The sequence below is a fragment of the Streptomyces sp. IBSNAI002 genome (genome assembly GCF_052244475.1).
In the GTDB taxonomy this organism is placed as follows: domain Bacteria; phylum Actinomycetota; class Actinomycetes; order Streptomycetales; family Streptomycetaceae; genus Streptomyces.
In genome coordinates, this window is the sequence record NZ_JBQPXG010000002.1 from 1690971 (window position 1) to 1704780 (window position 13810).

The 13810-nt window shown below is 73.4% G+C and carries 13 protein-coding genes; 6 read left to right on the forward strand and 7 right to left on the reverse strand.

Features of this window, described 5'->3' with window-relative positions:
* Positions 1-47 precede the first annotated feature (47 nt).
* A complete protein-coding gene (locus tag ACTVZO_RS08280; protein ID WP_443297761.1) occupies positions 48-1445 on the reverse strand; it encodes a HEAT repeat domain-containing protein in 1398 nt (465 codons plus the stop codon).
* A 343-nt stretch (positions 1446-1788) separates the two neighbouring features.
* Positions 1789-2211 (reverse strand): ankyrin repeat domain-containing protein, encoded by a 423-nt coding sequence (locus ACTVZO_RS08285; RefSeq protein WP_443297762.1) that lies wholly within the window; start codon positions 2209-2211, stop codon positions 1789-1791.
* 317 nt (positions 2212-2528) lie between these two features.
* On the opposite strand from ACTVZO_RS08285, the gene ACTVZO_RS08290 reads away from it, so the two are divergent.
* Both ACTVZO_RS08290 and ACTVZO_RS08295 read left to right on the forward strand, forming a co-directional pair.
* Positions 2529-2723 (forward strand): hypothetical protein, encoded by a 195-nt coding sequence (locus tag ACTVZO_RS08290; protein WP_030031218.1) that lies wholly within the window; start codon positions 2529-2531, stop codon positions 2721-2723.
* A gap of 70 nt (positions 2724-2793) precedes the next feature.
* Positions 2794-4398, forward strand: coding sequence for a hypothetical protein (locus tag ACTVZO_RS08295; RefSeq protein ID WP_443297763.1), 1605 nt, complete (start codon positions 2794-2796; stop codon positions 4396-4398).
* 58 nt (positions 4399-4456) lie between these two features.
* Here the strand turns inward: ACTVZO_RS08295 and ACTVZO_RS08300 are convergent, their stop codons facing one another.
* Positions 4457-5959, reverse strand: coding sequence for an SCO1417 family MocR-like transcription factor (locus ACTVZO_RS08300; protein ID WP_443297764.1), 1503 nt, complete (start codon positions 5957-5959; stop codon positions 4457-4459).
* A gap of 192 nt (positions 5960-6151) precedes the next feature.
* Between ACTVZO_RS08300 and ACTVZO_RS08305 the strand changes: the two genes are divergently transcribed.
* The 3 genes from ACTVZO_RS08305 (at position 6152) to ACTVZO_RS08315 (ending at position 9060) form a co-directional block, all read left to right on the forward strand.
* Positions 6152-6922: a glycerophosphodiester phosphodiesterase gene (locus tag ACTVZO_RS08305; RefSeq protein WP_443297765.1), complete on the forward strand. Its 771-nt coding sequence runs from the start codon at positions 6152-6154 to the stop codon at positions 6920-6922.
* Positions 6923-6989: 67 nt separating this feature from the next.
* Positions 6990-8372: an MFS transporter gene (locus tag ACTVZO_RS08310; RefSeq protein WP_443297766.1), complete on the forward strand. Its 1383-nt coding sequence runs from the start codon at positions 6990-6992 to the stop codon at positions 8370-8372.
* A gap of 313 nt (positions 8373-8685) precedes the next feature.
* Positions 8686-9060: an RNA polymerase-binding protein RbpA gene (locus tag ACTVZO_RS08315; protein ID WP_007262928.1), complete on the forward strand. Its 375-nt coding sequence runs from the start codon at positions 8686-8688 to the stop codon at positions 9058-9060.
* Positions 9061-9186: 126 nt separating this feature from the next.
* On the opposite strand, the gene fxsA is transcribed toward ACTVZO_RS08315, so the two are convergent.
* The 4 genes from fxsA to ACTVZO_RS08335 form a co-directional block, all read right to left on the reverse strand.
* Positions 9187-9768, reverse strand: coding sequence for an FxsA family membrane protein (fxsA, locus tag ACTVZO_RS08320; RefSeq protein ID WP_443297767.1), 582 nt, complete (start codon positions 9766-9768; stop codon positions 9187-9189).
* Between the two features lie 87 nt (positions 9769-9855).
* Positions 9856-10653, reverse strand: a complete 798-nt coding sequence (locus tag ACTVZO_RS08325; RefSeq protein ID WP_443297768.1) for a polyprenol monophosphomannose synthase — start codon at positions 10651-10653, stop codon at positions 9856-9858.
* Positions 10654-10983: 330 nt separating this feature from the next.
* A complete protein-coding gene (locus ACTVZO_RS08330) occupies positions 10984-12612 on the reverse strand; it encodes an amidohydrolase (RefSeq protein WP_443297769.1) in 1629 nt (542 codons plus the stop codon).
* A gap of 48 nt (positions 12613-12660) precedes the next feature.
* Complete coding sequence (locus ACTVZO_RS08335; RefSeq protein WP_030011705.1) at positions 12661-13101, reverse strand: Lrp/AsnC family transcriptional regulator; 441 nt, start codon at positions 13099-13101, stop codon at positions 12661-12663.
* A gap of 217 nt (positions 13102-13318) precedes the next feature.
* Between ACTVZO_RS08335 and ACTVZO_RS08340 the strand changes: the two genes are divergently transcribed.
* Complete coding sequence (locus ACTVZO_RS08340) at positions 13319-13786, forward strand: hypothetical protein (RefSeq protein ID WP_443297770.1); 468 nt, start codon at positions 13319-13321, stop codon at positions 13784-13786.
* Positions 13787-13810 lie beyond the last annotated feature (24 nt).

Below are 13810 nucleotides of genomic sequence, written 5' to 3' on the forward strand. Positions count from 1 at the left end.
GCTGTCGGGGGACCGGGCCGAGGTGCGTCGGTGCGGGGCCGGCGGGGCTACACGGCCGACTCCGGGGCGATGCGGCTGCGGACGGCGGACTGGACGTCCTCTTCCTCCGCCGGGTCCGCGGCCAGGCGCCGCAGGCGGGGGGCGACGCGGGCGTCGGCGGTCTCGGCGTGCCGGGCCGCCACCTCGCGGGTGGTCTCCTCGCAGTCCCACAGGCATTCGACGGCGAAGCCGGCCGCGAAGGAGGGGTCGGTGCTGGCCAGGGCCCGGGCGGCCCGGCCGCGCAGATGGGACGAGGCCGTCTCGCGGTAGATGTGCCGCAGTACGGGGGCCGCGCAGCCGATCGCGAGGCGGCCCGCGCCGTCCACCAGGGGGTAGAGCGCCCGGGTGTCGGGGCCCGCCCCGCGGACGGTGGAGCGCAGGGCGCCCAGGACCAGGCCGGCGTCCTCGGCTCCGCCCCGGGCGGCCAGGACGGCCCCGGCCGCCGCGCCGAGGGCGTCGGGCCGGTGGATCCAGCGGCGGGCCCGGTCCACGGCGCCGGGGCCGCACATGCGCTCGTACGCGGCCACGGCGGGCTCGTCGGCGGCGGCTTCGATGAGGTCCAGCACGGCCGGGTTCTCCGGTTCGGCGAGGACCAGGTGGTGCAGGGCGGTGGCGCGGGCCGCCTCGCCCGAGGCGCCGGCCGCCGCGGCGAGGATGGCGGGCCGGTCCTCGGGCTGGGCCACGGCCGCGAGGCAGCGCGCGGCGGGCACGTGCAGCGGGGTGCCGCGGCGCAGGCCGTCGGCGGCCCAGTCGAAGACGGCCTGCACTCCCCAGCCGGGCCGGGGGCCGCTGGGGGTGAGCTGGCGCTGCCAGCGGTCGAAGGAGCCCTGCCGGCGGGCGGCACTGAGGCGCTCCCCGTACCGGGGTGACTCCTCCCACAGGCACCAGGGCCTGGGCTCGTACGCGTCGCGGATGGCGGCGGCCAGCCGCGCCTCGCCCTCCGCCGTGGCGGGGAAGCGGGCGAGGACCGGCCCGGCCAGGGAGCGCAGCCCCTCGTCGTCGTCGCGCAGGGCGAGCTCGTCGAGGGCCCAGGCCCAGTTCGCCCCGGAGGAGGCGTAGCGGCGCAGCAGCATGAGCGCGTCGTCGCGGCCGTACGAGGCGAGGTGGCCCAGGACGGACAGGGCGAGGCCCGTCCGCTCGTCGGCTTCGTCGAGGAGGTCCTCGGCGCCGAAGAGGTGGGCCTCGATCGCGCCGAGGGGGCCGTCGAGGTCGAGGTACAGCCGGGCGTAGTACAGGGAGCGGTTCTCGACCTGCCAGTCCTGGCGCGGGTCGCGGACCACACAGTGGTCGAGGGCCTCCAGGGCCTCCGCCCTGGGCGCCGCGAGGGCGTGCAGCGTGCCGTCGCCACGGCCCCGCTGGAGCAGCCCGAGCAGCGTGCCGCTCGGCGCTATGACTGGTTCGAACATGGGAATGGCCTCAAATCAAGCTGGGGACGCAACCGGGAATCGGGATTCACAGGGCCGCGTAACAGCATGTGAGGACGTTCGCCGTCAGGTTCCGCTCGATGTAGACCATTGCCTTCTCACTCTCGTCGGTGCTTCGCGGCCACGGCGGCCGGTGCGGCAGGCGCCGGGTGTGGACACCCGTCGTGTCCAGCCCGCTCCTGCCCGTCCGTCATGTTCGCGAATCGAATCCGACGCCATGATGACCCAGCCGGTTTGTGCGCCGCGACCACATTTACGGCCGCCGTGACCAACCTGTGAGGTCGGACACCGCCCTGGCGCGGCCTGCGCCGGGCAAAAAAGCGGACTAGTTGGCTCCGAAGAGTTCCAGCAGGTCGGCCTTGGCGAACATGCGCGCCGTGTCCACGGCGGAGGGGGTTCCGGCGGCCGGATCGGCCCCTCCGGCGAGCAGGGCCCGGATGACGGCCTCCTCGCCCTTGAAGACGGCTCCGGCGAGCGGGGTCTGGCCGCGGTCGTTGGCGCGGTCGGCCTCGGCGCCGCGGGACAGCAGGGCCGTGACCGTGTCCGCGTGGCCGTGGTAGGCGGCCAGCATGACGAGGGTGTCGCCGCGGTCGTTGGTGAGGTTCGCCGGGACACCGGCGTCGAGGTACGCGGCGAGCGTCGCGGTCTCGCCCTGGCGGGCCAGGTCGAAGATCTTGGTGGCCAGTTCGATGACGTCCTCGTCGGGGACGTCCTGGGAACCGGAGCCGCCGTCGGTGTGCTCGCTCATCCTTCGTACCGCCTTTCACTCGCTGCTGGCATGGTCCGCCCCCGCGGACCGCCCCCGGACCGGGCGGGCTGGGGGGTGCACGGCACTGCGTCCGTACGGGTGAATCGTCAGAGTAGCGCCCGGACCTGCACATGTCGGGGCGCGCGCCGAGGCAATGATCACCCTCGCCCCCCTTCGCACCGGACGCGCCAGTCGGAGTGACCCGGTCCAGTGAAAAACTCCCGGATTCACCCATATGCACCTTTTGTCGCATTGATACTTGCTGTGAGCCTGGAAGAACTGATGGTGACTGTCCCCACCCACCAGGAGAACCTCTCATGGTCCTGTCCATCTCAGGCGTCGTCCTGCTCGGCATCATCTGCTTCCTCTTCTTCAAGAAGGACGGGATGAAGCTGACCCACGCGTTCGTCTGCTCGCTGTTCGGCTTCTTCCTCGCCGGCTCCGCCATCGCTCCGAGCATCACCGCGAGCACGGCGAGCCTCGCGAGCCTGCTCGGCGGGATCAAGCTCTAGCCCGCCCCAGGCACGGCGACACCCAGCCGCACCCGAAGCACCCGAACACCCACAACTCCAGGAGACGCCCGTGGCCCGGCGCCCACTTCCCCGCATCCTCACCAGCGGCACCGCGTCGCTGACCCGGGGCCGCGACCTCGCTCGCACGGCCGCCGACAGCGCCACGGACGTCCTCCATCCGCTCCTCACCATCGGACGCGGCCTGCGCATCCTGGCCTCGGCCGGGCGGCGCAAATGGTCCGGAACCCCCAAGGACAAGCGTGGTCCCGCGCTGTTCCTGGGAGCCGCCTGCGTCCTGGTGGTCGCACTCGTCCCCTACGGCCCGCTCCTCGCCCTGATCACCCTCATGGCGGCGGCGGCCTGGCAGGGACGCGACCGCACCCCGGTGAAGACCGGGCCCAGCGATACCGAGACCGAACGCCTCGGTTCCCTCTACGAAGCACTCGTGCCGTACTTCTCCACCCCGGAGGACCCCAGTCCGCTCTTCGCCCACGGCGGGGAGTGGGACAAGGCCTTCAGCGGCTACGAATTCGACGAGGCGGGCCGCGTCACCCGGCTCCACATCCGCTACCCGGCCTACTTCACCGATGGCGAGGCCACCTCGCGGGCCCGGATCGAGGCACTGCTGCACGCCAAGTCCGGGCGCGGACGGGAGTATCTCTTCGAATGGGACGAGGAGGGCAACCAGCTCGACCTGAGCGTGCTGGCGGCGCTGCCGACGGGCATCGCCGCCCAGCCGTTCGTGACCTCCCCCGGCGAGACCGTCCTCGGTTTCACCGACGCCGGCAGCGTCCAGCGGACCCTGCCCGTCCTGGAGGGCGACGAGCCCCGGGACGTGCCCCCGGTCATCTGGCGCACCGGCCCCCGCGCCACCGAGCCCCACCTGCTGGCCGTCGGCCAGCCCGGCAGCGGCACCTCCACCCTGCTGCGCTCCATCGCCCTGCAGGCGCTGCGGCACGGCGGCGACGTACTGATCGTCGAGGGCGGCGGCAGCGGCGAGTACTCCTGCCTGGCCGGCCGCAGCGGCGTGATCGCCGTGGAATGCGGGCCGGTCGGGGCGCTGGCCACCCTGGAGTGGGCCGCGAAGGAGACCGAGCGGCGCCTCATCGCCGCCCACCGGGCCCGCGAGGCCGGCCGGCCCGCGCCCGAGGACACCCGGCGCCCCCTGTGGATCCTGCTGGACCGGCCCAGCGTGCTGGCCCACCTGGCCGCCGCCGAGGGCGGGCCCGATCCGCTCGCCCAGCTCCAGGTGCCGCTGCGGCACGGACGGGCCGCGCACGTCACCGTGGCGGTGACCGAGCAGTTCGACCACCTGGAGCTGCTGCACGACGCCGTCTGGCAGCACACCCGCGCCCGGGTCGTCCTCGGGCCCGCCGCGATCCAGCAGGTCGCGGACGTGCTGGGGCTGCCGCCGCACACGACCCCGCCGGGCCAGGTGCCGCCCGGGCGGGGGTACGCCCGGCTCGGTTCGGGTCCCGTCCACCGGCTCCAGGTGCCGGCCACGCCGGACCCGTACGACGACGGGGCGCATCCGGGGGCCCGGCAGTCGGTGATGGCGCTGCTGCCGGACCGGCTCGCGCCTGCCGGGAGCGGGGCCGGGGGGCGGAGTCAGACCCAGCCTCCCGTGCAGGGGGCAGGAATCGATTCGGCGGAGGTCGCGGCCGAGACTCCGTAGGCGGGGTGTCCACGGGCGGGCGGGGCCGGGAGCGGGCGGGGGCTTCGCACCCGCCCGGTCAGGCCACGAACGTGCGCGGGGGTTCCGCGCCGCTGCCTCCGGCGCCCGTGCCCACCAGGGCCGCGGCCGCGGCCAGGCGGGCGGCGGCTTCCTCCGCCACGGGGCCGCCCACCGTGAACGGCAGTCGCACATAGCCTTCGAAGGCTCCGTCCACCCCGAAGCGGGGGCCCGAGGGGACCCGTACGCCGACCCGTTCGCCGACCTCCGCCAGGCGGGATCCGGAGAGGCCGCCCGCGCGGGCCCACAGGGTGAGACCGCCCTGCGGGACCTGGAAGTCCCAGTCCGGCAGCTGCCGCCGCACGGCCGCGACCAACGCGTCCCGGTTCTCCCGGGCCTGCTCCCGGCGGATGCCGACGGCCTCCTGCCAGCCGCCCGTCCGCATGAGCCAGTTCACCGCGAGCTGCTCCAGGACCGGCGTGCCCAGGTCGGCGTAGGCGCGGGCGGCGACCAGGCTGCGGATCACGTCGGGGGCCGCGCGGACCCAGCCGATCCGCATGCCCGCCCAGAAGGCCTTGCTGGCGGAGCCCACGGTGATCACCGTGCTGCCGGCCGGGTCGAAGGAGCAGACCGGGCGGGGCATCTCCAGCTCCGGGTCGAGACGGAGCTCCAGCATGGTCTCGTCGACGACCAGGACGGTGCCCGCGGACCGGGCGGCCTCGACCATGGCCCGGCGCTGCTCCTCGGAGGCCAGGGCTCCGGTCGGGTTGTGGAAGTCGGCCACGACGTAGGCGAGGCGGGGGGCGGAGTCGCGCAGAACCTGCCGCCAGACGTCCATGTCCCAGCCGGACAGCCCGTCGGCCATCGCGACGGGGACCAGCCGGACGCCCGCGGCGCGCATCAGCTGAAGGATGTTGGCGTACGAGGGGGACTCGACGGCGATCCGCTCGCCGCGGCCCGCGAACAGGCTGCAGATGGCGTCGATCGCGCCCATCGCGCCGGTGGTCACCATGATCTGCTCGGGCATGGTGGGGATGCCCGCCTCGGTGTAGCGGTCGGCGAGCATCCGGCGCAGCGCGGGCAGGCCCGCCGGGTAGTCCCCGTGGGTGTGGGCGTACGGGGGCAGCTCCTCCAGCGCGCCCTGGACCGCCTTGGTGAGCCAGGGCTCGGGGGCCGGCAGGGCGGCGCAGCCGAGGTCGATCATGGAGCCGAGGGACTCCGGCGGCAGCGGTTCCAGGCCGCGGGCGGGCAGCGGGTTCCCGGCCGGTACGGAGGTCCAGCTGCCGGCGCCGCGGCGGGACTCCAGGAACCCCTCGCCGCGCAGGGCCTCGTACGCGGCGGCGACGGTGGTGCGGCTGAGGGAGAGGGCGGCGGCCAGCTCGCGCTCGGCGGGGAGCCGGGCTGCCACCGGGACGCGTCCCTCGAGGACGAGGAGGCGGATCCCGTCGGCGAGGGTGCGGTAGGCGGGTAGCTTGCGGGCGCCCGGCGCGGCGGGGCGTTCCTGCTGGGAGCTGATCAGACGGGCGAGCTGCGCGGCACCGACCGCCGAGGTCCATTCGGCCATTGCGTCCGGTCCACCTTCATCGAATTGGCCTCGACAGGGCGCGCCGGAGGCCTGGATTGGATTGCAGTCTGCGGGAACAGACTGTCACGCCCCGGTCCACCTGCACCAGTGGGTCTGCTCGGCCCGGTCGTTCTCGCCCCGTGTTCACCTCGCGGATCACCAGCACCCCTCGGCTCGGGGGATACTGCGGCCGTGACGCACGTACGCCTTCGCCATCCGTATCTGGACCACCCGGCCCCGATCCCCTTCGCGCACCGGGGAGGGGCCGCGGACGGGCTGGAGAACACCGCCGCCGCCTTCCGGCGGGCCGCCGACGCGGGCTACCGGTACTTCGAGACCGATGTGCACGCCACGCTCGACGGGAAGCTCGTCGCGTTCCACGACTCCACCCTGGACCGGGTCACCGACGGTCAGGGCCGGATCTCCGAGCTGCCGTGGAAGCGGATCCGCGAGGCGCGGGTGGGCGGCACCGAGCCACTGGCGCTCTTCGAGGACCTGCTCGAGGAGTTCCCGGACGCCCGCTGGAACATCGACGTCAAGGCCGAGTCCGCGCTGCACCCGCTGGTGAACCTGATCGCCCGGGCGGGCATCTGGGACCGGGTCTGCGTGGGCTCCTTCTCCGAGAGCCGGGTGGCCCGGGCGCAGAAGATCGCCGGACCCCGGCTGGCGACCTCGTACGGCGTGCGCGGCGTGGTCGGCCTGCGGCTGCGCTCGTACGCGATCCCCGCGGCGCTGCGCGTGGGGGCGGTGGCGGCCCAGGTTCCGGAGACCCAGGCGGGCATCCGCGTGGTCGACCGGCGCTTCGTGCGGACCGCGCACGCGCGGGGCCTGCAGGTACACGTGTGGACCGTGAACGAACCGGAACGCATGGAGACTCTCCTCGACCTGGGAGTCGATGGCATCATGACCGACCGGATCGACATCTTGCGCGCGGTGCTGGACCGGCGCGGGGCCTGGGCCTGACGGGGGCGCGGCCGCCCGCGCGGGATCCGGGGGGCCGCGCGGTACGGGGACCAGCGAGGGGGCACCGATGAGTGCGCAGACTTCGGACGAAGTGGAACCGGGGGCCGAGGACGGCAGACGGGACGCGGTGGCGACGGCCGCGCGCAAGCGCGAGCAGCGGGGCTGGTACTTCTACGACTTCGCCGTCTCCGTGTACTCGGCGAGCGTGCTCACGGTGTTCCTCGGGCCGTACCTGACCTCGGTGGCCAAGGCCGCCGCGGACGCCGAGGGCTTCGTGCACCCGCTGGGCATCCCGGTGCGGGCCGGTTCCTTCTTCGCCTACTCGGTCTCGGCCTCGGTGATCCTGGCCGTACTGCTGATGCCCCTGGCGGGCGCCGTCGCGGACCGGTCCGGCCGGAAGAAGCCGCTGCTGGCGGTGGCCGCGTACACGGGCGCCGCGGCCACGGCGGGCATGTACTTCCTGGGCGGCGAGCGCTACCTGCTGGGCGGGCTGTTGCTGGTCGTGGCGAACGCCTCGCTGTCGGTGTCGATGGTGCTGTACAACGCCTACCTGCCGCAGATCTCCACGCCGGACGAGCGGGACTCGGTGTCCTCGCGGGGCTGGGCCTTCGGCTACACGGCGGGTTCCCTGATGCTCGTGGTGAACCTGGTCCTCTACATGGGCCACGACTCCTTCGGCCTGTCCGAGAGCGAGGCGGTACGGATCTGCCTGGCCTCGGCGGGCCTGTGGTGGGGGGCCTTCGCACTGATCCCGCTGCGCAGGCTGCGGGACCGGGCCGTGGTGCGCGAGGCGGGGGCGGGCCCGGCCCTCAGCGGCTGGAAGCAGCTCGTGGCCACGCTGAAGGACATGCGGCGCTATCCGCTGACCCTGTCGTTCCTGCTGGCGTACCTGATCTACAACGACGGCGTGCAGACGGTGATCTCGCAGGCCTCGATCTACGGCTCGGAGGAGCTGAAGCTGGAGCAGTCCACGCTGATCGGGGCGGTGCTGCTGGTGCAGGTCCTGGCGGTGGCGGGGGCGCTGGGGATGGGCCGGCTGGCCCGGGTGTACGGCGCCAAGCGGACGATCCTCGGCTCGCTGGCCGCGTGGGCGGTGACGCTGGCGGTCGGATACTTCCTGCCGGCCCGGACCCCGGTGTGGTTCTTCGCGCTCGCCGCGATGATCGGGCTGGTGCTGGGCGGCAGCCAGGCGCTGTCGCGCTCGCTGTTCTCGCACCTGGTGCCCGCGGGCAAGGAGGCCGAGTACTTCTCGGCGTACGAGATGAGCGACCGGGGCCTGAGCTGGGTGGGGCCCCTTGTGTTCGGCCTCACATACCAGGTCACGGGCAGCTACCGGGACGCGATCATCTCGCTGGTGGTCTTCTTCGCACTGGGATTCGTGCTGCTGGCCAGAGTGCCGGTGCGGCGCGCGGTGGAGGCGGCAGGCAATCCTGTACCGGAGCGGCTCTGAGAGCGGATCCGCACGTGCGCACGGTCCGTATTCACGAACGAATTCCGAACGGATTTAGACGTTGAAGCCAAGGGCCGGTAGTGTACGCCTTTGGCCTGCCAGGCGGACCGTTACTGCGCGCTTAAGAAGTGTAGACGTTGGGTGACATCTGCTGCCAGATGTGACAAAACGGGCATTGGTGGGTACAACAAGGGGCGGCACGACGGGCGACGCATGACCCGGAGCGGGAATCTATACCGCCGACCGGACGTTGACCGGATGACGACGACAGCGACACCTGTCCTGTGGGCGACAAGCCCGGGAGGCACGATTCATGAGTGAGCGAGCTCTCCGCGGTACGCGCCTCGTGGTTACCAGCTACGAGACGGACCGCGGCATCGATCTGGCCCCGCGCCAGGCGGTGGAGTACGCATGCCAGAACGGACATCGATTTGAGATGCCGTTCTCGGTTGAGGCAGAAATTCCGCCGGAGTGGGAGTGCAAGGCGTGCGGCGCCATGGCACTCCTGGTGGACGGGGACGGGCCCGAAGAGAAGAAGGGCAAGCCTGCGCGAACGCACTGGGACATGCTCATGGAGCGGCGCACCCGCGAGGAGCTGGAGGAAGTGCTGGCCGAAAGGCTGGCGGTCCTCCGTTCCGGCGCCATGAACATTGCCGTGCATCCGCGGGACAGCCGCAAGTCCGCCTGACAGCCGGACGAAAGCAAGAGCCGAGGGGCCCCGCCACACAGTGTGTGGCGGGGCCCCTCGGCTCTTGCCCGTCTCGGGTCTCGCGCGTCTCGGCTCTCGCGGTCGGCTGTCCCGCGGCTCCCCCGCCTACGGGGCGAGCGGCGGGCGGTAGCCCGTGTCCGGCCCCGGGTGCTGCTCCGGCCGGTCCTCGCGGATGACCTCACCCTGGACGACCTTGCCGTCGGGGTGGTGGATGCGGGCCTGCTGAAAGGCGTCACCGAAGGTGCCGGCGGGCGCCGAGGCCATCTTCCGCTCCAGCGAACGGGCCGCGCGGCGGCCGATCAGCGCGCGGACGGGAGGCAGCAGCAGGAACAGGCCCGCCACGTCGGACAGCAGGCCGGGCATGATCAGGAGCAGGCCCGCCAGCATGGTCAGGCCATTGCCCTGGCCGGGCTGCTGCGGGGTGGGAGCCACCCCCTGCTGGGCCTGCTGGAAGGTGTCGGTCAGGTTCTTGAAGGCGCGGCGCCCCGCGCGCTTGATGACCACCACACCCAGGACCATCCCGCCCGCGAGCAGCGCGGCCACGGTCAGCCCGCCGGCCGCGCCCGCGACCAGGCCGAGCAGCCAGATCTCCAGGATCAGCCAGGCGGCGACCGCCAGGGGAAGGAACGTACGGGCGGGTGAGCGCCGCGGCCGGGGGGCCGTAGAAGTGGGAACGCCGGTCGTCATACCAACCAGTGTGCCCGGGCCCGCGTAAAAGCGGCCTCAGCCGGAGGTACCGGACGTCCCTTAGGGGGCGGGGTCCCGCCCGGCCGCTCAGGCCTTGCCCGCGTCCCTGGGTCCGGCCTGTGCGGCCCTGCCCGGGAACAGCTTGGCCGCCTGGGTCTTGAGTCCCCACTGGGTGACCCGCCACAGGGCCTCCACCACGATGTCCTTGCTCATCTTGCTGTCGCCGAACTCGCGCTCGACGAAGGTGATGGGCACCTCCACGACGCGGAAACCCTTCTGCACGGCCCTGCGGGCCAGGTCGACCTGGAAGCAGTAGCCCGCCGAGGCCACCTCGTCCAGCCCCAGGCCCTCCAGGGTCTCGCGGCGGAAGGCGCGGTAGCCGCCGGTCACGTCGCGGATCGGGACGTCCAGCATCAGCCGGGAATACGTCGAACCGCCGCGCGAGAGGATCTCGCGGCTCTTGGGCCAGTTGACGACGCGGCCGCCCGGCACCCAGCGGGATCCCAGCACCAGGTCCGCACCGGCCAGCGCGGTGAGCAGGCGCGGCAGCTCCTCCGGCTGGTGGGAGCCGTCGGCGTCCATCTCGACGACCACCCCGTAGCCGGCGTCCAGGGCCCAGACGAAACCGGCCAGGTAGGCGGCGCCGAGCCCCTCCTTGCCCTTGCGGTGCAGGACGTGCACGTGGTCGTCACCGGCCGCCAGCTCGTCGGCGATCTTGCCGGTGCCGTCCGGGCTGTTGTCGTCGGCGACCAGGATGTGGGCCTCGGGCACCGCCGCGCGGACGCGGCCGACGATCAGCCCGATGTTCTCCGCCTCGTTGTAGGTCGGAATGATCACCAAGGCCGTACCGAGCGGTCCGTAGGTCCGCTGTCCGCCGTCGCTCACTGAGTCCCCTTTTGTGCTCGTGCACGTCCTGTAGGTCTGGTCGCAGTCAATGACTTTAGAACAGTGATCGGGGCCCGCGGTCCTTCGGGCCGGTCGGACTCCCGCTGGCTGCGGGCCGCCGTGACCGTTGTCTACTGGACCGCCGGGCCCCGAACTGGGGCCACCCTCCCCCAACTGCCGCTGGGAGTGCCCCCACCGGCGAAACCTTCCCTCGCCCCCGAGGCGCGGGCGCGCTGAGCAGACGGATCCGTCCGGCACGGACGTCCTGTGGGTGGACCCGGCCGAACCTATCCGGGTCCGGGCGCCCGCACCGAACCGAGGCCCGCCGGATCACCCCTGTGGGCGTACGAATACCTCCCGCCCGCCGACCACCGTCGACAGGCACACCGGCAGCCCGGCACCGGGGGTCAGATCGGGCAGTCCGGGCGTGCCGGAACGGGGGTCCGTGGACCAGCGGGCGACCCGGTCGTCGGGGGCCTGCACGACCAGCTCCTCGGTCTGCCAGACGGCATAGTCGGCCGGGGCGCCGGGGACCAGGACCCCCGCGTCGTCGCGGCCCAGCGCCCGCCAGCCGCCCCGTGTGTGGGCGGTGAAGGCCGCCCGCACGGAGATCCGGTGCTCGGGCGTCCGGTGGAACGCGGCCGCCCGGACCGTACCCCACGGGTCGAGCGGGGTGACCGGCGCGTCCGAGCCGAAGGCCAGCGGGACACCGGCCTTGAGCAGGGCCGCGAACGGATTCAGGGTGCGGGCGCGCCCGGCCCCGAGCCGGTCCGCGTACATGCCGTCCTCACCGCCCCAGGCCGCGTCGAAGGCGGGCTGCACGGACGCGGTCAGGCCCAGCTCCGCGAAGGCGGCGATGGTCTCGGGGGTCATCATCTCGGCGTGCTCGACCCGGTGCCGGGCGGCCCGGACACGGGCCGGGCCGACCTTCTGCGCGGCGGCCCGGACACCCTCCACGACGGCGCTGACCGCCGCGTCCCCGATCGCGTGGAACCCGGCCTGGAGGCCCGCCTCGGTACACGCGGCGACGTGCTCCGCGACCGCCCGCGCGTCCAGGTACCCGGTGCCGGTGTGCGGTGCGTCGGCGTACGGGGCGTGCAGGCACGCGGTGTGCGAGCCGAGGGCGCCGTCGACGAACAGGTCACCGGCCGCCCCGACCGCACCGAGCTCCCGGGCCCGGTCGAGGTCGGTGTCCGCCCAGTAGCCGAACACGCGCGGCCCCGGACGCTCCGCCGCCAGCGCCAGCAAGGCCGTGAAGTCCTCGGCGGAGGAGATGCCCGGCCCGCCGCACTCGTGCACCGAACCGATGCCGAGCGAGGCAGCCCGGTCCAGGGCCGCCCGCTGCGCCTCGGCCCGCTGGGCGGGGGTCACGGCCGCCAGCGCGGCAGCGCGCACCGCGTGGTGGGCGTCGCGGGTCAGCGGCTCGTCGCCGTCGGGCGTCACGCCGGGGACGAGGTCCAGCAGCGCGGTGGTGACCACCGCGGAGTGCACGTCGATGCGGCTGAGGTAGAGCGGGCGGCCCCCGGCGGCCGCGTCGAGCTCGGTGCGGCGCGGCGCGCGCCGCTCGGGCCAGCGGGCGGCGTCCCAGCCGTGCCCGAGCAGCACCCGGTCCGCGGGACGGCTCGAGGCGTACGCGCGTACGAGGTCCAGCGCGGCGGAGAGGGAAGGAGCGGCCGAGAGGTCCAGCCCGGTGAGCGCGAGGCCGGCGGAGGTGGTGTGCACGTGGGCGTCGGTGAAGGCGGGCGTCACGAGCGCCCCGCCGAGGTCGACGACCTCGTCGACGCCCTGTGCGAAGGCGTCGGCCGCGCCCTCGGAGCCGACCCAGGCGATGTGACCGCGCTCGACCACCATCGCCGTGGCGAAGGGGTCCGCGGGGCTGTGTACCTCGCCGCCGCGGAGGAGAACGGTCCTGGTCGGTGCTCCGGCGGCGTCGGCGGAGTGGGCGGTGCGGTCAGTCATGCCGACCAGTCTCGCGCGTCGCCCGGCCCCGCCCGACCGCCGGGTCCCCTACACGCGGGGCGGCCGGGCCTCGTAGGGGGTGGACAGGACCACCGTCGTGCGCGTCGAGACGTGCGCCAGGGCGCGCAGGCGGCCCAGGAGGTCTTCCAGCTCCAGGGGGGTCGCGACGCGGACCTTGAGGATGTAGTTCTCGTCACCCGCGACGCTGTGGCAGGCCTCGATCTCGGGGACCCCGGCCAGCCGGTCGGCGATGTCGTCCGGGGCGCTCGGGTCGAACGGCTTGACCGAGATGAAGGCCGTCAGCGGCAGCCCGACGGCCTCGGGGTCCACCACGGCCGCGTAACCGCGGATCACACCGCGCTGCTCCAGCCGGCGTACTCGCTGATGGACGGCCGACGTGGACAGTCCCGTGGCCTTGCCCAGATCCGTGTAGCTCATCCGCCCGTCCCGCACGAGCAGATCCACGATCTGGCGGTCCAGCTCCTCCATTGCGCTCATAGCCGCTCAACCTAAGGCCCAAGGCCTCTCCAGGCACAGTGCTGTCCGCCCACTGGAGGCATCTGCGCCGGGCATGTGACCAAGGCCACAAGAGTATGCGGGCGTACGGCGGGCTGTTGTGGTTACTCGTGCCGCGCGACGGGAAGTGCTTGCTGTGGCCGAGGCCGAAGAACCAGCCCGCCCGGCCCACCCAAGGGGGAGTACATCCATGCTGAACACCAAGCGCGCCGGTCGCACCGAACCGGAGCCCCTGGCACCTCTCGACCCGGGAGAGGAATCCGAGTACGCGGACGACGGCGAATACCTCGACGACTACGAGGGCTTCGACATCCACCACGCGGTGTGCCCCGACTGCGGCCAGTCGATCGCCCTCGTCGCCGACGAGGAGCTCCTGCCGGAGCACGCCCTCTGCCTGACCCCGTGGAACCCCTTCGGGCTCACGGTGTGCGCGGGCACCGGGCGGCCCGTGAGCGACGCACTGCCCACCGTCGGCGTGATCCAGCCGGCCGCGGCGCCGGAGCCGGAGCTGGAGCCCGTGGTCATGCTGAGCCTGCCGCAGGGGCTCGACTGGCGGACGCAGCCCTTCTCGCACGTCGGCGGTCCGGGCTCGCGTCCGGTGCGCATGCTGAGCCCGCTGCTCCCGCAGACCCGCGGTCAGCACGCCCAGGCGGCCTGACCCGGCGTCGCGCCGGGTCCGCCC